The organism is Curtobacterium poinsettiae (genome assembly GCF_025677645.1).
Taxonomy (GTDB): domain Bacteria; phylum Actinomycetota; class Actinomycetes; order Actinomycetales; family Microbacteriaceae; genus Curtobacterium; species Curtobacterium poinsettiae_A.
This window is the reverse complement of record NZ_CP106879.1, coordinates 2493132-2513370: the sequence shown is the minus strand read 5'-3', so window position 1 is coordinate 2513370 and position 20239 is coordinate 2493132. Positions and strand designations below refer to the sequence as shown.

The 20239-nt window shown below is 69.6% G+C and carries 20 protein-coding genes; 11 read left to right on the top strand and 9 right to left on the bottom strand.

Annotated elements, in window-relative coordinates:
• Positions 1–11: 11 nt before the first annotated feature.
• A complete protein-coding gene (gene tkt, locus OE229_RS12085; protein ID WP_263344507.1) occupies positions 12–2105 on the bottom strand; it encodes a transketolase in 2094 nt (697 codons plus the stop codon).
• Between the two features lie 424 nt (positions 2106–2529).
• Between tkt and OE229_RS12080 the strand changes: the two genes are divergently transcribed.
• Positions 2530–3456 (top strand): heme o synthase, encoded by a 927-nt coding sequence (locus OE229_RS12080; RefSeq protein WP_071403755.1) that lies wholly within the window; start codon positions 2530–2532, stop codon positions 3454–3456.
• A gap of 396 nt (positions 3457–3852) precedes the next feature.
• Here the strand turns inward: OE229_RS12080 and OE229_RS12075 are convergent, their stop codons facing one another.
• Complete coding sequence (locus tag OE229_RS12075; RefSeq protein ID WP_259577928.1) at positions 3853–4827, bottom strand: COX15/CtaA family protein; 975 nt, start codon at positions 4825–4827, stop codon at positions 3853–3855.
• Between the two features lie 251 nt (positions 4828–5078).
• On the opposite strand from OE229_RS12075, the gene sufB reads away from it, so the two are divergent.
• Genes sufB through OE229_RS12050 form a run of 5 tightly spaced genes read left to right on the top strand, consistent with a single transcriptional unit; the run spans position 5079 to position 9293 of the window.
• On the top strand, positions 5079–6497 hold the full coding sequence (gene sufB, locus OE229_RS12070; protein ID WP_071403757.1) for a Fe-S cluster assembly protein SufB: 1419 nt from the start codon (positions 5079–5081) through the stop codon (positions 6495–6497).
• The gene (gene sufD / locus OE229_RS12065) at positions 6498–7808 is read left to right on the top strand and encodes a Fe-S cluster assembly protein SufD (RefSeq protein ID WP_182065073.1); all 1311 of its coding nucleotides are present in this window, start codon (positions 6498–6500) and stop codon (positions 7806–7808) included.
• Entirely contained in the window at positions 7808–8134 is a 327-nt protein-coding gene (locus OE229_RS12060; RefSeq protein ID WP_371830590.1) for a non-heme iron oxygenase ferredoxin subunit, read from the top strand. Before sufD ends, OE229_RS12060 begins: the two co-directional genes overlap by 1 nt.
• Before the next feature lie 56 nt (positions 8135–8190).
• The gene (gene sufC, locus OE229_RS12055; RefSeq protein WP_071244730.1) at positions 8191–8964 is read left to right on the top strand and encodes a Fe-S cluster assembly ATPase SufC; all 774 of its coding nucleotides are present in this window, start codon (positions 8191–8193) and stop codon (positions 8962–8964) included.
• Positions 8964–9293 carry a metal-sulfur cluster assembly factor gene (locus OE229_RS12050; protein ID WP_017887270.1) on the top strand — a complete coding sequence of 110 codons (330 nt, stop codon included), beginning with the start codon at positions 8964–8966 and terminating at the stop codon, positions 9291–9293. The genes sufC and OE229_RS12050 overlap by 1 nt, the downstream gene beginning before the upstream one ends.
• 345 nt (positions 9294–9638) lie before the next feature.
• On the opposite strand, the gene OE229_RS12045 is transcribed toward OE229_RS12050, so the two are convergent.
• On the bottom strand, positions 9639–10238 hold the full coding sequence (locus tag OE229_RS12045) for a biotin transporter BioY (RefSeq protein ID WP_262138191.1): 600 nt from the start codon (positions 10236–10238) through the stop codon (positions 9639–9641).
• 115 nt (positions 10239–10353) lie between these two features.
• On the opposite strand from OE229_RS12045, the gene OE229_RS12040 reads away from it, so the two are divergent.
• On the top strand, positions 10354–11952 hold the full coding sequence (locus tag OE229_RS12040; RefSeq protein WP_182065072.1) for an ABC-F family ATP-binding cassette domain-containing protein: 1599 nt from the start codon (positions 10354–10356) through the stop codon (positions 11950–11952).
• 339 nt (positions 11953–12291) lie between these two features.
• Here the strand turns inward: OE229_RS12040 and OE229_RS12035 are convergent, their stop codons facing one another.
• The 3 genes from OE229_RS12035 to OE229_RS12025 are packed head-to-tail and all read right to left on the bottom strand — an operon-like array spanning position 12292 to position 13984.
• A complete protein-coding gene (locus tag OE229_RS12035) occupies positions 12292–13257 on the bottom strand; it encodes an SURF1 family cytochrome oxidase biogenesis protein (RefSeq protein WP_262138190.1) in 966 nt (321 codons plus the stop codon).
• Positions 13254–13562 (bottom strand): hypothetical protein, encoded by a 309-nt coding sequence (locus OE229_RS12030; RefSeq protein ID WP_371830589.1) that lies wholly within the window; start codon positions 13560–13562, stop codon positions 13254–13256. The genes OE229_RS12035 and OE229_RS12030 overlap by 4 nt, the downstream gene beginning before the upstream one ends.
• A complete protein-coding gene (locus OE229_RS12025) occupies positions 13562–13984 on the bottom strand; it encodes a DUF3099 domain-containing protein (RefSeq protein WP_182065070.1) in 423 nt (140 codons plus the stop codon). Before OE229_RS12025 ends, OE229_RS12030 begins: the two co-directional genes overlap by 1 nt.
• Before the next feature lie 165 nt (positions 13985–14149).
• Between OE229_RS12025 and fabG the strand changes: the two genes are divergently transcribed.
• Positions 14150–14863, top strand: coding sequence for a 3-oxoacyl-ACP reductase FabG (gene fabG / locus OE229_RS12020; RefSeq protein WP_259577913.1), 714 nt, complete (start codon positions 14150–14152; stop codon positions 14861–14863).
• A gap of 12 nt (positions 14864–14875) precedes the next feature.
• Here fabG and serB read toward each other — a convergent pair whose 3' ends face one another.
• The gene (gene serB, locus OE229_RS12015) at positions 14876–15514 is read right to left on the bottom strand and encodes a phosphoserine phosphatase SerB (protein ID WP_262138189.1); all 639 of its coding nucleotides are present in this window, start codon (positions 15512–15514) and stop codon (positions 14876–14878) included.
• A gap of 155 nt (positions 15515–15669) precedes the next feature.
• A complete protein-coding gene (locus OE229_RS12010; protein WP_259577910.1) occupies positions 15670–16911 on the bottom strand; it encodes a glucose-1-phosphate adenylyltransferase in 1242 nt (413 codons plus the stop codon).
• A gap of 47 nt (positions 16912–16958) precedes the next feature.
• Here OE229_RS12010 and glgA point away from each other — a divergent pair, with 47 nt between their 5' ends.
• From glgA to OE229_RS11995, 3 genes are all read left to right on the top strand, one after another.
• On the top strand, positions 16959–18158 hold the full coding sequence (glgA, locus tag OE229_RS12005; RefSeq protein ID WP_259577908.1) for a glycogen synthase: 1200 nt from the start codon (positions 16959–16961) through the stop codon (positions 18156–18158).
• 9 nt (positions 18159–18167) lie between these two features.
• Positions 18168–18950 carry an ABC transporter ATP-binding protein gene (locus OE229_RS12000; protein WP_259577906.1) on the top strand — a complete coding sequence of 261 codons (783 nt, stop codon included), beginning with the start codon at positions 18168–18170 and terminating at the stop codon, positions 18948–18950.
• 102 nt (positions 18951–19052) lie between these two features.
• On the top strand, positions 19053–19301 hold the full coding sequence (locus OE229_RS11995) for a type B 50S ribosomal protein L31 (protein WP_017887280.1): 249 nt from the start codon (positions 19053–19055) through the stop codon (positions 19299–19301).
• 179 nt (positions 19302–19480) lie between these two features.
• On the opposite strand, the gene OE229_RS11990 is transcribed toward OE229_RS11995, so the two are convergent.
• The gene (locus OE229_RS11990) at positions 19481–20227 is read right to left on the bottom strand and encodes a 3'-5' exonuclease (RefSeq protein WP_111223637.1); all 747 of its coding nucleotides are present in this window, start codon (positions 20225–20227) and stop codon (positions 19481–19483) included.
• Between the last annotated feature and the right edge of the window lie 12 nt (positions 20228–20239).

Here is a 20239-nt window from a genome sequence, read left to right as displayed (position 1 = left end):
GCCCTCGCAGGTCAGGAAGCCGCGATCGATTCCTTCGCGGCGGCCACGACGTGCTCCGTCGTGAAGCCGAACTCCTTGAAGAGCGTCTGGTAGTCGGCCGAGGCACCGAAGTGCTCGATCGAGACGCTGCGGCCCTTGTCGCCGACGATGTCGCGCCAGCTCATGGCGATGCCGGCCTCGACCGACACGCGAGCGGTGACGTCCTTCGGGAGCACCTGGTCCTGGTAGTTCTCGGACTGGGCGCGGAACCACTCGATCGACGGGGCGCTCACGACGCGGGCGTTGATGCCCTCGGCCTTGAGCTGTTCGCGAGCCTCGACCGCGATCTGGACCTCGGAACCGGTCGCGATGAGGATGACGTCCGGGGTGCCGTTGGGCGCCTCGGCCAGGATGTACGCACCCTTGGCGACGTTCTTCGCCGAGGCGAAGACCTCACCGGAGGCGTCACCCTCGCCACGCTCGAACACGGGGAGGTTCTGGCGGCTCAGCGCGATGCCGGCCGGGCGGTCGGTGTGCTTGAGCATCTCGAGCCACGCGTAGGCGACCTCGTTGGCGTCGGCCGGGCGGACGACGTCGAGCCCCGGGATCGCACGGAGCGACGAGACCTGCTCGATCGGCTGGTGCGTCGGGCCGTCCTCGCCGAGGGCGATCGAGTCGTGGGTCCAGACGTAGATCGCCGGCGCCTGCATGAGCGCGGCGAGACGGACCGCCGGACGCATGTAGTCGCTGAAGATGAGGAACGTGCCACCGAAGGGGCGGGTGTTCCCGTGCAGGACGATGCCGTTGAGGATCGAACCCATGGCGTGCTCGCGGATGCCGAAGTGCAGCACGCGGCCGTACGGGTCGGTGCTCCACGTCGACGTCGAGGCCTCGGCCGGACCGAAGGACTTGGCGCCCTCGATCGTGGTGAGGTTCGACTCGGCGAGGTCGGCCGAACCGCCCCAGAACTCGGGCATCAGCGGCGCGATGGCGTTGATGACCTTGCCGGAAGCGGCACGGGTCGAGACGGCCTTGTCGGTCGGGAAGACCGGGAGCGCTGCTTCGAGGCCCTCCGGGAGTTCCTTCGACTGGACACGGTCGAACAGCGCCTTCTTGTCGGCGTTGGCGGCGGCCCACGCGTCGAAGGTCTTCTGCCACTCGGCGTGCTCGGCCTGGCCCTTGGCGACGGCACCGCGGGTGTACTCGAGGACCTCGGGGGCCACCTCGAAGGTCTTGTCGGTGTCGAAGCCGAGGACCTCCTTGAGGCCCTTGATCTCGTCGGCGCCGAGCGCCGAACCGTGGATCTTGCCCGAGTTCTGCTTGGTCGGCGACGGCCAGCCGATGATCGTCTTGAGGACGATGAGCGACGGCTTGTCGGTGACCTGCTTGGCGGCCTCGATCGCGGCGTGGAGCTCCTCGACGTCCTCGGAGTACTCGCCGGTCTTCTTCCAGTCGACGATCTGGACGTGCCATCCGAGCGCCTCGTAGCGCTCGGGGACGCTCTCCGAGAACGCGATGTCGGTGTTGTCCTCGATCGAGATCTGGTTCGAGTCGTAGAAGGCGATGAGGTTGCCGAGCTGCTGGCGACCCGCGAGCGAGCCTGCCTCGTTGGTCACGCCCTCCTGCATGTCACCGTCACCGGCGATCACGTAGGTGAAGTGGTCGAACGGCGACTGACCGGCCGGGGTCTCCGGGTCGAACAGGCCGCGCTCGAAGCGCTGGGCGTAGGCGAAGCCGACCGAGGACGCGAGGCCCTGGCCGAGCGGGCCCGTGGTGATCTCGACACCGTCGGTGTGGCCGTACTCCGGGTGACCCGGGGTCTTCGAGCCCCACTTGCGCAGGTGCTGCAGGTCCTCGAGCTCGAGCCCGTAGCCGTGCAGGTAGAACTGCACGTACTGGAGGATCGAGGCGTGACCGGCGGAGAGGATGAAGCGGTCGCGGCCGATCCAGGTGGCGTCGCTGGGGTCGCGACGCATCACCTTCTGGAAGAGCAGGTGGGCGAGCGGAGCGAGGCTCATCGCGGTGCCGGGGTGACCGTTGCCGGCGGCCTCGACCGAGTCGGCGGCGAGAACGCGGGCCGTGTCGACGGCCTTCCGGTCGATGGCGTCCCAGGTGAATTCAGCCACTTGGATGTTGACCCTTCTTGATGCGACATGTGCGAGGGCTCGTGCCATCGCACGGACATGTGGCCATCCCGGGGCCGAGTCGTGTCGCCGTCTGACGGCGGCCGACCGGCTCATCGCGGCCGACGTCATCGGGGCGCGCACTGCGGGAGGGCGTGTCCAGCATAGTGACCCGGTACTCAGAAGGGGTTCAGGTGACCCCCGATGTTCACACCGGGGTGGCCGCCGACGGTCGATCCGGGCGTGTCGAGCGCGTCCGGATCACGCCGGGATGTCGGAGCGGGGCACCGTCGCGGCGCTTCCATCCCGTAAACTGGTCGGGACCCGTGGACATTCCGGGTCAGCGCATGCCCGGACGCCGTCGCAGTCGTCCACCGAGTGTGCGAGCTGATGCGAACAGACTGAGGTTCTCTTGCCGACTGCCACCGTGACCCGGCCCGACACCGATCGACCCCGATCGCCGCTGTCCCGCAAGGTCCGTGCGTACGTCTCGTTGACGAAGCCGCGCGTGATGGAGCTGCTGCTCGTCACCACGGCGCCGACGATGTTCCTCGCCGAACGCGGCGTCCCCGACCTGTGGCTCGTCTTCTGGACGATGCTGGGCGGAGCGATGTCGGCCGGTTCGGCGTCGGCCTTCAACTGCTACATCGACCGGGACATCGACCGGCTGATGAAGCGGACCAGCACCCGCCCGCTCGTCACCGGGGAGCTGTCCGACCGCGAGGCGCTCGTGTTCTCGTGGGTGCTCGGCATCCTGTCGACCGCGGTGCTCGGGTTCCTGGTGAACTGGCTGGCCGCCGCGCTGAGCGTCATCGCGATCCTGATCTACGTGTTCGTCTACACGCTGTGGCTCAAGCGCCGCACCCCGCAGAACATCGTCTGGGGCGGCTCGGCCGGCTGCATGCCGGTGCTCATCGGCTGGGCGGGCGTCACCGGGTCGCTGACCTGGACCCCGGTCATCCTGTTCATGGTGATCTTCCTCTGGACGCCGCCGCACTACTGGCCGCTGTCGATGAAGTACCGCGACGACTACGACGCGGCCGACGTGCCGATGCTCGCCGTGGTCCGTGGCCGCACCGTCGTCGGCCTGCAGGTCGTGCTCTACGCCTGGGCGACGCTCGTCTGCTCACTGCTGCTCATCCCGGTCGGGCACATGGGTCCGCTCTACACGGTCGTCGCGCTGGCGGGCGGCATCTGGTTCGTCGTCGAGTCGCACCGCCTGTACTCGCGGGCCATCCAGCACGTCGAGCACGTGCAGCCGATGCGGGTCTTCCACAGCTCGATCACGTACCTGACGCTGCTCTTCATCGCCGTGGGCATCGACCCGCTGCTGCCGCAGGTCTTCACCTTCTAGGCGGTCGAGCGGGGCACCCGCGCGCGCTCGGCCCGCAGGACGCCGTCGCGCCCACGCGACGCCGTCGTGTCCAGTCGACGCCGCGTCGTGTTTGCACGACGCCGCGCGTCCGCCGAGACGCCGCCGGATCCGGCGGCTTCTCGTGCACCCGGAGGCGTGTCCGCAGGGCACCGGCGTCCCGTGCTCGGCACGAGGCGGACGGGAGGCACGGTGCGGGCCCGCCACGGGCCTCCCGTCCGGCGCGCGGGGAGCGTCGGCCACGGGGCGGACGCGAGTGGTTGCTGACCGCGCGTGGTGCGCCCGCTGACGATGCCCACCGGGAACGCGACACCCCACGAGTCGAACGACTCGTGGGGTGTCGGAGAACGGGTGTCGAGCGCGCGACGCGCCCGGGCGTCAGGCGTCGAGTGGTTCCCGGACGGCGTCTCGGCCGGCCGAGGCCCGCGTCGACAGCACCACGGCGGTCACCGCGCCGACGAGCAGCCCGGCGAGCACCATGTGCGTGCCGACGAGTCCGACGGGCAGGCCCGTGCGCGCCTGCGTGAGGCCGACCGCGATCTGCAGGAACTCGACGACGAGCAGCAGCAGCGGCCACTTGCTCGGTCGGCGCAGGCGGACGGCTCCGATGACGAGCACCAGGGTCAGGGCGAAGAGGGCGTACGCGGGCCAGGCGTGCACGTGCTCCATGACCGCCGGGTCGAATCCGGTGCGGTGCAGACGCCCACCGTCGACCGCGGCGTCGGCTCCGGCGTGCGGGCCGCTGCCGGTGGTCAGGATGCCGACGAGCACGGTCACGACCACGGCGGCGACGGTGCCGCGGACGACACCCGTGTACCAGCCGGGGACGAGCCGCTGGGCGGTGCGCGGGCCGTGCGTCGTCCGGTAGACCAGCGCAGCGGTCACCGAGGTGAGCGCGGCGGAGACGACGAAGTGCAGCCCGACCACGAAGGGGTTCAGGTTCGTCCAGACGCTCATGCCGCCGATGACGGCCTGCACGGGGATCGCGACGCCCTGAGCGAACGCGAGCCAGAAGAGTTCGGGGCGCGTGCGGAGCATCCGGACGACCGCGAGGAACATCGCGACGGCCACGATCACGAGCACGAAGGTGAGCAGGCGGTTGCCGAACTCGATGATGCCGTGGATGCCCATCTCCGGCGTGGAGACCAGCGAATCCGCCGTGCACTTGGGCCAGGTGGGGCATCCGAGGCCCGAGGCGGTGAGGCGCACCAGCCCTCCGGTGCCGATCAGCACGACCTCGACCACGAAGGACGCCCAGGCCAGCGCCACGACGCGACGGTCGACCACGCGGGGGAGCGACCACCACCGTCCGGTCCGGAGATCCTGCTCGACGGGGGATCCGACGCGTGTCACGAGGGTGGTGCCTTCCTGTTGTTCCGTGCAGTGAACCTGTAGGATTCGAGGGTTCAGCAGCAGTCAAGTCTAGGCAGGCGCCGGCTCCGAATGGGCCGAGATCGCCGATCACTCCACGGACTGCGTGGAACCATTGTCGTTGCGAGGGAGCAGCACCGGGTCCGCATGTCAGCGGTCCGCGGTGGAATGGCGTCCAGACGCCACGGGTTGACACCTGTAACGCTGTCCCGCGAGAAGGAAACGAGGAGACCATGTCCGACGTGCTCATCGACCGTCCCGAGCTCGAAGGGCTCGGCCAATACGAGTTCGGCTGGTCCGACTCCGACTCGGCAGGGTCCTCCGCCCGTCGTGGGATCTCGGAAGAGGTCGTCACCGACATCTCGAACCTCAAGGACGAGCCCGAGTGGATGCTGAAGAACCGCCTCAAGGGGCTGTCGCTCTTCGGTCGCAAGCCGATGCCGACGTGGGGCGCCGACCTGACGGGCATCGACTTCGACAACATCAAGTACTTCGTGCGCTCCACGGAGAAGCAGGCGCAGTCGTGGGAAGACCTCCCCGAGGACATCCGTGCGACCTACGAGAAGCTCGGCATCCCCGAGGCCGAACGCCAGCGCCTCGTCGCCGGTGTCGCCGCGCAGTACGAGTCCGAGGTCGTCTACCACCAGATCCGCGAGGACCTGGAGCAGCAGGGCGTCATCTTCATGGACACCGACACGGCGCTCCGTGAGCACCCGGAGCTGTTCGAGGAGTACTTCGGCACCGTGATCCCGGCGGGCGACAACAAGTTCGCCGCGCTGAACACGGCCGTCTGGTCCGGTGGCTCGTTCGTCTACGTCCCGAAGGGCGTCCACGTCGAGATCCCGCTGCAGGCGTACTTCCGGATCAACACCGAGAACATGGGCCAGTTCGAGCGGACGCTGATCATCGCGGACGAGGACTCGTACGTCCACTACATCGAGGGCTGCACCGCCCCGATCTACAAGTCCGACTCGCTGCACTCGGCCGTCGTCGAGATCATCGTCAAGAAGAACGCCCGCGTTCGGTACACGACGATCCAGAACTGGTCGAACAACGTCTACAACCTCGTCACCAAGCGTGCGATCGCACACGAGGGCGCGACGATGGAGTGGATCGACGGCAACATCGGGTCCAAGGTCACGATGAAGTACCCGTCGATCTACCTCGCCGGTGAGCACGCCAAGGGCGAGACGCTCTCCGTCGCCTTCGCGGGCCCGGGTCAGCACCAGGACGCCGGCGCGAAGATGATCCACATGGCGCCGTACACGACGTCGTCGATCGTGTCGAAGTCGATCGCCCGTGGTGGCGGTCGTGCGGGTTACCGCGGTGAGGTCCGGGTCGACCCGGCCGCACACCACGCCGCCAACACCGTGCGCTGCGACGCCCTGCTGGTCGACACGATCAGCCGGAGCGACACCTACCCGGCGATCGACATCCGTGTCGACGACGTGCAGCTGGGACACGAGGCGACGGTCTCGCGTGTCAGCGAGGAGCAGCTCTTCTACCTCATGTCCCGCGGCATGGCCGAGGACGAGGCGATGGCGATGATCGTCCGTGGCTTCATCGAGCCGATCGCCCGCGAGCTCCCGATGGAGTACGCACTCGAACTCAACAAGCTCATCGAGATGAGCATGGAAGGATCCGTCGGCTAGATGTCCAGCACCACCCCTCCCCACATCGACCAGCCGATCGAGCCCGCTGCCGCAGCGCAGGGTGGCACCCAGCACGGCGCCGGAGCCCACTCCGACGGCGGCTGGGACGCCCCCGACAAGAAGGTGCCGGTCCAGACCCGCTCCGAGCGGTTCCAGTCCGGCGACGTCGAGGCGTTCCCGAAGGTCACCGGCCGAGAGGTCAACTGGAAGTTCGCACCGCTCGCCAAGCTCCAGCCGCTGCTGGACGGCGGACTCGACGGATCCGCCTACCCGTACCTCGCCCGACAGTCCGAGGGTGCCGACGTCGAATGGGGCCGCAGCGACGACCCCCGCGTCGGCTCCGCTGGGCTGCCCGAGGACCGCGCCTCGGCCGCGGCCTGGAGCGCGCGCGACGCCGTGCTGGCGATCACGATCAAGGCCACCGAGGCACACGAGTTCATCACCGTGACCCGCTCCGACTTCGGGTCGCAGCCCCGCGCCGCACACACGGTCATCACGGCCGAGCCGAACGCGCAGGGCATCGTCGTGCTCGACAACCGCGGCAGCGCCCTGCTCAGCGAGAACGTCGAGATCGTCGCGCAGCAGAATTCGCGACTGACCGTCGTCAGCCTGCAGGACTGGGACGACGACGCCGTCCACGTCGCGACGCACTTCGCCGAGGTCGGCCGCGACGCGTTCCTGAAGCACGTCGTGGTCTCGCTCGGCGGCGACGTCATCCGGGTCAACCCCTCGACCCACCTGGGTGCGCAGGGCGCCGACACGGAGATGTACGGCGTGTACTTCGCCGACGCCGGCCAGTACATCGAGCAGCAGGTCTACGTGAACCACGACGCGCCCAACACGCGCGGTCGGGTCAACTACAAGGGCGCGTTGCAGGGCCAGGGCGCGCACACCGTCTGGATCGGTGACGTCCTGATCGGCCGCGCCGGCGACGGCACCGACTCGTACGAGCAGAACCGCAACCTCGTGCTGACGGACGGCACCCGTGCCGACAGCATCCCGAACCTCGAGATCGAGACGGGCAACATCGAGGGTGCCGGGCACGCGAGTGCGACCGGTCGCTTCGACGACGAGCAGCTGTTCTACCTGCAGTCCCGCGGCGTCCCGGAAGAAGAAGCCCGGCGTCTCGTCGTGCTCGGCTTCCTGGTCGAGGTCATCCAGAAGATCGGTGCGCCCGAGCTCGAGGAACGCCTCATCGCCGCGGTCGAGCAGGAGCTGGCCGAGGGCCGTTCGGTCATCGCCGCACCGGCCGAGGCGGGCGACGCACAGGCTGCCGCCCCGCGGGCCGATGGCGCGGAGGCCACCGCCTGATGGCCGAGAAGGTCTGCGCCGAAGCCGACATCGCGGTGGACAGCCCGATGCGGGTGGTCGTCGACGGTACGGCGGTCGCGATCGTGAAGGACTCGTCCGGCACGGTCCACGCCATCGGCGACACCTGCACGCACGGCGACATCTCGCTGGCCGAGGGCTTCGTCGAGGGTGACTCGCTGGAGTGCTGGGCCCACGGGTCCCGCTTCTCGCTGACCACCGGCAAGCCGCAGAACTTCCCGGCCTACGAGCCCGTCCCGGTCTTCCGGGTCGAGGTCCGCGACGGCGACGTCTACGTCGACGTGCAGGACGTCGTCCCGGTCGACTGAGCACACCAACACTTCCCGCGGCTGACGCCGCACACAGCTGCAACCGAAGGAACGCAATGTCCACTCTGGAAATCCGTGACCTCAAGGTCTCGATCGACACCGACCAGGGCACCAAGGAGATCCTGAAGGGTGTCGACCTCACCATCAACGAGGGCGAGATCCACGCGATCATGGGGCCGAACGGCTCCGGCAAGTCCACCCTGGCGTACACGATCGCCGGGCACCCCCGGTACAACGTCGTCGGAGGCACGATCACCCTCGACGGCGAGGACGTCCTCGCGATGAGCGTCGACGAGCGCGCCCGTGCCGGCATGTTCCTGGCGATGCAGTACCCGGTCGAGATCCCGGGCGTGACGGTGTCGAACTTCCTGCGCACCGCCAAGACGGCGATCGACGGTGAGGCTCCGGCACTCCGTGGCTGGATCAAGGAACTCCGTCAGTCGATGGCCGACCTGAAGATGGACTCGTCGTTCGCCGAGCGCAACGTCAACGAGGGCTTCTCCGGTGGCGAGAAGAAGCGCCACGAGATCATGCAGCTCGAGCTCCTCAAGCCGAAGTTCGCCGTCCTCGACGAGACCGACTCCGGCCTCGACGTCGACGCGCTGAAGATCGTCTCCGAGGGTGTCAACCGCGCCAAGGCCGCGACCGGCCTCGGTGTGCTGCTCATCACGCACTACACGCGCATCCTCCGCTACATCAAGCCGGACTTCGTGCACGTGTTCGTCGCCGGCAAGGTCGCGGAGCAGGGCGGCCCGGAGCTCGCCGACCGCCTCGAGAACGAGGGCTACGACCGCTACGTGCAGGCCGCTGCCGCCGAGGCGCAGGCCTGATGATCGCCGCACTCGCTCCCGACAAGTTCGACGAGGTCGTCGAGGGCCTGAAGGAGGTCCAGGACCCGGAGCTCGGCGTGAACATCGTCGACCTCGGTCTGATCTACGACCTCGCCTGGGACGACGATGCCAACGCGCTCGTCATCAGCATGACGCTCACCAGCGCGGGCTGCCCCCTGACCGACGTCATCGAGGGGGACACCGCGAACGCCCTCGACGGCATCGTGGACGCCTTCCGGATCAACTGGGTCTGGATGCCGCCGTGGGGTCCGGAACGGATCACCGACGACGGACGCGAGATGATGCGCGCCCTCGGGTTCGCGATCTAGTCACGACCCCCTGACGGACGGGAGGTCCGGTGCCAGCTGGCACCGGACCTCCCGTCCGTCTGTGCGCACGCCACGCGCGGGGCGCGCCGCCGATCGGTCGGGACCGCCCGCCCACGTTCGCGGAGTGGTCGCGTTCTGTCGGCTGGCCGCGGTCCAGGCGACAGAACGCGACCACCCGGCGTTCGGGTGACGGGGAGTCGTGACCGACCGGCGGGTCGCGCACGGGGCGTGCCCCGCGATCTCGGCGAACCGCCCGAACCACCCGAACCGCACCGAGGGCCGGCCCGCACCGGACGCAGAACGGCCCCGCACCGATCGGGTGCGGGGCCGTTCTCGTGCGCGGCGTCAGCGGCGGCCGACGGCCTTCCACGCGAGCGGCAGGATGCCGGCCGCGATGAATGCCTTGGCGATGCCACCGATGACGAACGGGTACAGGCCGGCGGCGAGCACCGACTGGACGTCGTTCGGGGCGCCGAGCTGGCCGAGCGCCACCGCCAGGTACGGCAGGCCGGTCACGAACGGGATGGCGCTCGCGAGCAGCATCGCCACCGCGGCGCGACCGACGTGGCGGTCCCAGTTGCGGCGCGCGAGCCAGCCGACGAGCCCGGCGGCCGGGATGAAGCCGATGACGTACCCGAAGCTCGGCAGGGCCAGGGCCTGCAGGCCGCCCTGCATGTCGGCGAAGAACGGGGCACCCGCGAGTCCGGCGACGGCGTACACGAGCAGCGAGAGCATGCCGCGACGTGCGCCGAGCGTCGCGCCGACGAGCACGACGGCGAGCGTCTGCCCGGTGATCGGGACCGGCCACATCGGGACCTCGAGCTGCGCCATCGCGGCGGTGAACAGGGCTCCGCCGGCGACGAGGGCGGCGTCGGTGGCCAGCCCGTGCGTGCGCAGACGGTCGGCGAGGACTGCGCGGGGAGCGAACCCGGTGGCGTTCGTCATGGATTCTCCTAGAATGGACTGCTGGTTCCGTTCGGAACCATCGGTCCCGTCAGCGTAGCGGTGCACCTCACGCACACACCGTTGTGCAAACCCACCAACTGATTGGACGTCCACTGTGCTTGCCGTGCACGAACTCGAGATCCGCGTCGGAGCTCGTCTCCTCATGGAGGACGTGTCCTTCCGTGTCGAGAAGGGCGACAAGATCGGACTCGTCGGCCGCAACGGCGCGGGGAAGACGACGATGACCAAGGCCCTCGCGGGCGAGACGCAGCCCACCGGCGGCAAGATCGAGCGCGGCGGCGAGATCGGCTACCTGCCCCAGGACCCCCGCTCTGGCGACCCGGAGGAGACGGCGCGGAAGCGCATCCTCGACGCCCGTGGACTCGGTGAGCTCGTGGAGGGCATCCGGCTTGCGACCCTCGACATGGCGAGTGACGACGCGGCCGTTGCCGAGAAGGCGATGCGCCGCTACAGCCGCCTCGACGACCAGTTCAACGCGCTCGGTGGCTACGCAGCCGAGGCCGAGGCGGCCTCCATCGCCTCGAACCTCAAGCTTCCGGACCGCATCCTCGACCAGCAGCTCAAGACGCTCTCGGGCGGTCAGCGGCGGCGCATCGAGCTCGCCCGGATCCTGTTCTCGGACGCCGAGACGATGATCCTCGACGAGCCGACCAACCACCTCGACGCCGATTCCGTCGTGTGGCTCCGCGAGCACCTGAAGACCTACCCCGGTGGCGTCATCATCATCTCCCACGACGTCGAGCTCGTCGACGAGGTCGTGAACCGCGTCTTCTACCTGGACGCCAACCGCCAGACCATCGACATCTACAACATGGGCTGGAAGCTCTACCAGCGGCAACGCGTCGCCGACGAGGAGCGCCGCCGCAAGGAGCGCGCAGGCGCCGAGAAGAAGGCCGCCACGCTCAAGGACCAGGCCGCCCGGTTCGGCGCCAAGGCGTCGAAGGCCGCGGCAGCCCACCAGATGGTCGCGCGTGCCGACAAGCTGCTCGCCGGCCTCGAGGACGAGCGCGTCGCCGACCGGGTCGCGAAGATCCGCTTCCCCACCCCGGCCCCGTGCGGCCGCACGCCGCTGATGGCCGAGGGCCTGTCGAAGTCCTACGGGTCGCTCGAGATCTTCGCGGGTGTCGACCTGGCGATCGACCGCGGTTCGCGCGTCGTCATCCTCGGCTTCAACGGTGCGGGCAAGACGACGCTGCTGCGGATCCTGGCGGGCGCCGACCAGCCCGACACCGGCGAGATCCAGCCCGGCCACGGCCTGCGCATCGGCTACTACGCGCAGGAGCACGAGAACATCGACGTCAACCGCACCGTGATCGAGAACATGGTGTCGGCGTCGACCGACCTCAACGAGACCGAGGCCCGTCGCGTGCTCGGGTCGTTCCTGTTCACCGGCGACGACGGCTACAAGAAGGCCGGCGTCCTGTCCGGTGGCGAGAAGACACGTCTGTCGCTCGCGATGATCGTGGTCTCCGGCGCGAACGTCCTGCTGCTCGACGAGCCGACGAACAACCTGGACCCGGCGTCGCGCGAGGAGATCCTCAACGCCCTGGCCGGCTTCGAGGGTGCGGTCGTCCTGGTGTCCCACGACGCCGGAGCGGTCGAGGCGCTCAATCCCGAGCGGGTGCTGCTGCTGCCGGACGGCACCGAGGACCACTGGAACAAGGACTACGCGGAGCTCATCGAGCTCGCCTAGTTGCCGCGCGTGCGGTCGGGCGAGGCCCGTCCGCACGGCGCGGCGTTCGCGGTCCGGTCCGGTGCGTGTTGCGTGTTGCGTGCTGGGTGCGCGCTTGTGGGGCGGCACGGTGCGCGGAAGCGCGCACGGGGCCGCGAGGTGGGCACGGTACGGCCTGGAGGCGCGGCACCGGTCGTGCGCCGTGCCTCCCGTCCGCACGGTGCCGCGTCCGCAGTCCGCTGCGGCGCTGCTTGCTGGGTGCCCGCTTGTGGCGCGGCACGGTGCGCCGAAGCGCGCACGGGTCGCGAGGTGCGCACGGCGCACTGGCGACGCGCACAGGCGCACGCGCAGGCGCACGCGTCAGCGACGTGACGCGATGAGCTCGTCCTCGATCTCGGCGTCGGTCTTCGGCTTCGCGTTCTTGCGACGCTCGCGCTCGAGGGCGCGCTCGCGCTCCTCCGGGTCGTCCTGGTTGAGGTTCCGGTACTCCTGCACCATCACGTACGCCAAGAAGCCGAAGCCCCCGGCGGCGAACAGGAACCATTGGATGAAGTAGCTGAGGTGCAGCCCCGTGTCGGCATTGGGACGCTCCCAGCCGAGCGGGCGGGCTTCGGTCGGGGCGGGGGACTCCGAGGCGAGCTGCCCGTAGGCGCCCGTCCAGATCGGGTCGTCGACCTTGTCCGCCACGTCGGCGAGGGTCACCGACTGCACCTGGTCGGTGTCCTTCGGGTCGGAGCGGCCGGGGATACGCGGTTCGCTCTGCTGCAGGCGGACGATCGCGGTCACCTCGCCGGACGGGGGAGCCGGCACGTGGTCGGGGGCGTCCTGTGCGTTGCCGGTCGGCACCCACCCGCGGTCGACGATGAAGGCGCGGCCCTCGGACGTGACCAGGGGCGTCAGGACCTCGAACCCGGGCTGCCCGTTGTGCACGCGGTTGCGCACGAGCAGCTGCGAGTCGACGTCGTAGCGACCGGTCACGGAGACCCGGAGCCACTCCTGCTCGTCCTGCCAGCTCGAGGCCTTCGGCAGCGCCCGGTCGACGGGGACGGGAGTGTGGTCGTAGTTCTGCGCGACCTGCTCGTTCTGCCGGACGGCCTCGTTGCGGCGGTCCCACTGCCACATGCCGAACAACGCGCAGACGATGGCGAAGGCGACCGCGATCGCGAAGTAGCCGAGCCAGCGGCGACTCCGGACGAAGCGCCAGCCGACGAAGGGTTCGTCGGGGTCGTGCTGCTGCGCCGGAGCGCCCGAACCCGCGGATGCGCGCTGCAGCTTCGCGGCGTGCTTGCGGCCGTACCGGGACTGCGGGTCGAAGCCGTCGGTCATCGCGAGGTGCCGGTGGAGCGCACCCCGACGTCGTTCTTCGGCGCAGCGGTCGACTCGCGCTCGTCGTCGAGGTGATCGACGTCCTCGTGCATCCCGGTGACGCGCACCGGGAACGAGCGGGAGCGGAGGTAGTCGGCGAGGAAGTCACGGTGTTCTTCGCACGCGGCCCAGATCTTCACGCGGTCGATCGCGTGGATCCGGGGATTGCGCCAGTTCACACGCCACCCGGCCGTCGACACGCACCCGGCTCGCGAGCACACCGGGGTGGATCCGGGCTCGGTCTGCAGGTCGAACGTCGCACCCATCAGCGGGGTCCCCACATCTTCGATCGGTCGCCGTTGCGCTGCCACTCGTCCTGCGCGTGCTGCGCCTGCTGGCGGAGGCGGTCCTGCTCGTCGCGGTAGGCCTGGGCCCGGGCGTCCTCCTGCTGTTCGCGGAGTCGCGGGTCGACGGCGTCGTAGAGCTCGATGGACCCGGCGGGGGAGATCATGTCGCTCTCGGTCCGGCTGCCCGCGTTCGCGATGACGACCGCGACCCAGGGGATCACCGCGGCCAGGACGATCGGGATGACCGCCAGCCACGAGTGCCAGATCGAGTACACGAGCACCGCGGAGATGAAGAGGACCACTCGGACGGCCATCTGCCAGACGTAGCGGGACAGGCGGTGCGCCCGGTCCTGCTCCGGTGTGTCCGGCAGCGACGTGATGCTCGTGTGCGTGCTCTTCATACAGATGGTCTCCGTCTACCCGTGGTCAAGCCTAATCCCGCCGGACCGATCGTGGGTGCGCCGCGCGCGAACCGGCGGGGTGGTCCGCTCCGGTACGCTCGTCCGGGCGTGTCCGCCGGGTCCCCGGCACCGCGTGCCGAGCAGATCCCACCGAACGGAGCGACCATGAGCACCCCCCGTACCGTCCTCATCACCGGCGGCAACCGCGGCATCGGCCACGCGCTGGCCGAGCGGTTCGTCGCGGCCGGCCACCGGGTCGCCGTGACGTCGCGCAGCGGCCACGGTGGCCCCGAGGGCGCACTGACGGTACAGGCCGACATCACCGACACGGCCTCCGTCGACGCCGCGTTCACGCAGGTCGAGGCCGAGCTCGGTCCGATCGAGGTCCTCGTCGCGAACGCCGGCATCACGAACGACCAGCTGCTCCTCCGCATGTCCGAGGACGACTTCACGAGCGTCGTCGACACGAACCTCACGGGCACCTTCCGCGTCGTCAAGCGCGCGACGAAGGGCATGATGAAGGCCAGGTTCGGCCGCATCGTGCTGATGTCGAGCGTCGTGGGCGCCTACGGCCAGATCGGCCAGGTCAACTACGCGTCCTCGAAGGCCGCCCTGGTCGGCATGGCCCGGTCGATCACGCGTGAGCTCGGCTCGCGCGGCATCACCGCCAACGTCGTGGCGCCCGGCTTCATCCAGACGGACATGACCGCCGCACTCTCCGACGAGCTGCAGGCCGAGTTCAAGAAGGCGATCCCGGCCGCCCGCTACGGCACGGTCGACGACGTCGCAGACGCCACGCTGTTCCTGGCGAGCGACGGTGCCGGGTACGTCTCGGGTGCGATCATCCCGGTCGACGGTGGCCTCGGGATGGGGCACTAGCCCCCGGACGGCTCAGCCGCGCAGGCCGAGCGTCGCGAGCACGGCGGACAGGTCACGGTCGACGACCGCGACGTCGGCCTGCTCGCGCACGCGCGGCTTCGCGTCGAACGCGACCGACAGCGCCGCGACGCGCATCATCTCGAGGTCGTTCGCGCCGTCGCCGATCGCGATCGTCCGTGCCGGGTCGACCCCGTCCGCGTCCGCCCACTCGCGGAGCGCGACGGCCTTGGCGTGCGCGTCGACGACGTCGCCGAGCACACGGCCGGTGAGCACGCCGTCGGTGACCTCGAGACGGTTCGCCCGGCAGTGGTCGAGGCCCAGCTGCTCGGCGAACGGGTCGAGCACCTCGTGGAACCCGCCCGACACCACGCCGATGGTGCCGCCGGCGGCGTGCACCGCGCGGACGAGCTGGTCGGCGCCCCGCGTCACACGGACCGCCTGCTGTGCGCGGACGAAGACGTCAGCCTGGAGGCCCGCCAGGGTCGCGACACGCTCCCGGAGGCTCTCGGCGAAGTCGAGTTCCCCGCGCATGGCGCGCTCCGTGATCGCCGCCACCTGTGGCCGGGTCCCGGCGCTGTCGGCGAGCAGTTCGATCACCTCGTCCTCGAGGAGGGTGGAATCGGCATCGAGGACGACGAGGAAGCGGGGCACGCACCAACGGTACCGACTGACGGAGGCACGGCCGCGTCCGTGACGCGAGCCGTGCCTCCAGGCCGTCCGTCCGGGGCTGCGCCCCGGGTGTCTGCTTATGCGTCGACGCGGACGCCCTTGCCGACCCATGGGCGGAGCCCCGACTCGGTGACGGATCAGGCGTCGACGCGGACGCCCTTGCCCACCACGGTGATGCCCGACTCGGTGACGGTGAACCCGCGCGCCTCGTCGGCCTCGCGGTCGACGCCCACCTGCGCACCCGGCGCGAGGACGACGTCCTTGTCGAGGATGGCGCGGTTGACGATCGCCCCGGCACCGATGGTGGCGCGCTCGAACACGATCGAGTCGAGGACCTTCGCGCCGGAGTCGATCGAGCACCAGGGCCCGATCATGCTGCGCTCGACCTGCGCACCCGACACCAGGCAACCGAGCGACACGAGCGAGTCCACCGTGGACCCGGTGTTGCCGTTGGCGTCGCGGACGAACTTCGCCGGCGGCAGGTTCGTCTGCTGGTTGAAGATCGGCCAGTCCTGGTTGTACAGGTTGAAGACCGGGACCGGCGCGATGAGGTCCATGTGGGCGTCGAAGAACGAGTCGATGGTGCCGACGTCGCGCCAGTAGTACTTGTCGCGGTCGGTGGAACCGGGGACCTCGTTGCGCTGCAGGTCGTACACGCCGGCGTCGCCGCGGTTGACGAAGTCGGGGACGATGTCGCCGCCCATGTCGTGCGCGGACGTCTCGAGCTGGCCGTCACGCAGGACCGCGTCGACGAGCGCGTCCGCGTTGAACACGTAGTTGCCCATCGAGGCCAGGATCTCGCCGGGGGAGTCGGCCAGGCCGACGGCGTCCTTCGGCTTCTCGAGGAACGCCTCGATCTTCGTCGGGTCGTCGTCAGCCACCTGGATCACGCCGAACTGGTCGGCGAGCCCGATCGGCTGACGGATCGCCGCCACCGTGGCGCTGCGGCCGGAGGCGATGTGCGCCTCGACCATCTGGTGGAAGTCCATCCGGTACACGTGGTCCGCCCCGACGACGACCACGATGTCGGGTCGCTCGTCGCGCAGCAGGTTGAGCGACTGCAGGATCGCGTCGGCCGAGCCGGCGAACCAGCGCTTGCCGAGCCGCTGCTGCGCGGGGACGGACGCGACGTAGGAGCCGAGCAGCCCCTCCATGCGCCACGTCTCCGCGACGTGCCGGTCGAGACTGTGCGACTTGTACTGGGTCAGGACGACGATCTTCTGCAGACCGGAGTTGACCAGGTTCGACAGTGCGAAGTCGATGAGACGGAAGTTGCCGCCGAACGGGACGGCGGGCTTCGCGCGATCGGCCGTGAGCGGCATGAGTCGTTTGCCCTCGCCGCCGGCGAGCACGATGCCGAAGACCTTCTTTGGTGCCATGCCGCTCACAGTAGGCGTCAGCACTGGGAACCGGTTACGTTGAACCAGTGCGAGTCGATCTGCTGACCAGGGAGTATCCGCCGGAGGTCTACGGCGGAGCGGGTGTCCACGTGTCCGAACTCACCGCCGCGTTGCGGTCGGGAACGGACACGGAAGTCCGTGTCCGGGCCTTCGGGGCCTTCCGTGACGAACCCGACGTGTGGGGCTACCGGACCCCGGACGGCCTCGGCCAGGCGAACGGCGCGCTGCAGGCCCTCGGCACCGACGTGGCCATCGCGGCCGACGTCGAGGGTGCCGACCTCGTGCACTCGCACACCTGGTACGCGAACTCCGCGGGCCGGATCGCGCAGCTCACCTACGGCATCCCCCACGTCGTGACCGCCCACAGCCTCGAGCCGCTCCGTCCGTGGAAGGCCGAGCAGCTCGGCGGCGGCTACCGCCTGTCCAGCTGGATGGAGCGCGAGGCGTTCGAACACGCCGACGGCGTCATCGCGGTCTCGAAGGCCATGCGTGCGGACATCCTGCGTTCGTACCCGTCGATCGACCCGGCGAAGGTGCACGTCGTCTACAACGGCATCGACATCGACGCGTGGAAGCCGACCGTCGACGAGGACGCCGTGCGCGCCCTCGGCATCGACCCGACGCGCCCGAGCGTCGTGTTCGTCGGACGGATCACCCGCCAGAAGGGCCTGCCGTACCTGCTCCGCGCCGTGGCGTCGCTGCCGTCGGACGTGCAGATCGTGCTGTGCGCCGGCGCGCCCGACACCCCCGAGATCCTGGCCGAGGTCACCGAGCTCGTCGAGGGCCTCCGCGCGGAACGTGAAGGCGTCGTCTGGATCGACCGGATGCTCGCGCACCAGGAGATCGTGAACGTGCTGTCCTCGGGCACCGTGTTCGTCTGCCCGTCGGTCTACGAGCCGCTCGGCATCGTGAACCTCGAGGCGATGGCGTGCGGCATCCCCGTCGTCGGCACCGGCACCGGGGGCATCCCCGAGGTCGTCGCCGACGGGCTCACCGGCCGCATCGTCCCGATCGACCAGGTGCAGGACGGCACCGGCACCCCGACCGACCCCGACCGTTTCGTGGCGGACCTCGCCGCGACCCTCACCGAGGTGCTCGCCGACGAGGGGCTGGCGAAGCTCATGGGACGCGCCGGACGGCTCCGTGTCGAGACCGAGTTCACCTGGGACGCGATCGCCACCAGGACACGGCAGGTCTACGACCGGGTGCTCGGCCAGAACCCGTAGGCTGGTCGCATGCCCTCGGTCGTGCGCTTGTCAGACGTCTCCGTGGTCCGCAACGGGGCCACCATCCTCGACGCGATCTCGTGGGAGGTGCAGGACGACGAACGCTGGGTCGTGCTCGGCGCGAACGGTGCCGGCAAGACGACGCTGCTGCAGGTCGCCGGTGCCCAGACGTTCCCGACCTCCGGCGACGTCGAGGTGCTCGGGACCGAACTCGGCGGTGCCGACCTGTTCGAGCTCCGCCCGCGCATCGGCTTCGCGTCGACCGCGCTGGCCCGTCGCATCCCGGTGACCGAGAAGGTCATCGACGTCGTGCTCACCGCGGCCTACTCGGTCACGGGTCGCTGGAACGAGGAGTACGAGGAGCTCGACGTCCGCCGTGCGCAGCGCGTGCTCGAGGAGTGGGGCCTGGGGTCCTTCACCGACCGCACGTTCGGCGACCTGAGCGATGGCGAGCAGAAGCGCGTGCAGATCGCACGTGCCGTGATGACCGACCCGGAGATCCTGTTCCTCGACGAACCGGCCGCGTCGCTCGACCTCGGTGCCCGCGAGAGCCTCGTCCGCACCCTCGGCGGCTACGCCCAGAGCGCCGACTCGCCGGCCATCGTCATCGTGACCCACCACGTCGAGGAGATCCCGGCCGGCTTCACCCACGCGCTCGTCCTCGCCGACGGCCACGTGCAGGCCGCAGGCCCCATCGACGAGGTCCTGACGGACCAGACCCTGACCGAGGCGTTCGGCATCGGCCTCTCGGTCACCAAGGACGCCGGTCGCTACACGGCACGCGCCGCGTAGCGCTGCGATCCCGCCGTCTCTCTGGTATCGTGGACGGCTGGCGCAAGCCGACGACTTCCCGCGCAGTTCGCGCAATCCCACCACCGCTATCGAGGAATCTCCATGAAGACCGACACCCACCCCGAGTACCGCGCCATCGTCTTCCGCGACCTGGCCTCCGGTGAGACGTTCCTGACGCGTTCGACCGCGAACAGCGACAAGACCATCGAGCTCGACGGTGCGACCTACCCGGTCATCGACGTCGAGATCTCGTCCGCTTCGCACCCGTTCTACACGGGCAAGCAGCGCATCCTCGACTCGGCCGGTCGCGTCGAGAAGTTCAACCAGCGCTTCAAGGGCTTCAGCAAGTAAGCAGCCCCACGCAACGCCCACGGGCGGTCCTCCTCCGGGAGGGCCGCCCGTTCGCGTTGTGCGGTGTCTCCAGCTGCCCCTGACCCAGGGACGCAAGACACCGGTGTTGGCACGTCACACCGCGTTCTGCGGGTGTTCGGCGCGCGAACACCGGTGCTTTGCGAGGGGGCAGTGCGGGGTCAAGCGCCGTTGCGGTGCGGCCAGCGGCCGTCGGCGGTGAACGTCGGGTCGCGCTTCTTGCGCATGTAGTCCTGGAACGAGGTGGCCTGCTCGGCGCACCAGCCGACCTGCTTGCGGTGGAGTTCCTCGGCGGAGATGCCGAGCTCGTCCGGGTACTTGCCCGCGATGGCCTGGGCGACACGCCCGGCAGCGATCGCGTCGGCACCGGCGTCGTGCGCGTCGTCGAGTGTGACGCCGTAGAGCTCCGACGCGGCCTCGAGCGTGCGCTTGCCCTTGCGGAAGGTGTCGAGTGCCTTGTCGATCACCAGCGGGTCGACGACGTTGCCGATGACGGGGGAGGCGAACCCGTGCCGCTTCGCTTCGCGGTCGAGGACGGTGAGGTCGTACGGGGCGTTGTAGATCACGAGGGGGATGCCACGGGCGAACACAGCCTCGATCGCGGCGATGATCTCGGCCACGACCTCGGCCGCGGGACGCCCCTCGGCCTGGGCACGCTCGGTCGTGTAGCCGTGCACGGCGGCGGCACCCTCGGGGATCGGGACGCCGGGGTCGGCGATCCAGGCGCCCTCGACGATGGAGGCCCCGGTCATGTCGATGAGCCCGACGTGGGCGGTGACGATCCGGGCCGTCTCGACGTCGACCCCGGTGGTCTCGAGGTCGAAGACGCCCAGCGCGTGCCACCAGGGCCGACCGGTGAGGTCCTGGGACGGAGCGGGCGCGTCGAGCTGTGCAGTGGGGAACGTCACGCGGTCAGGCTA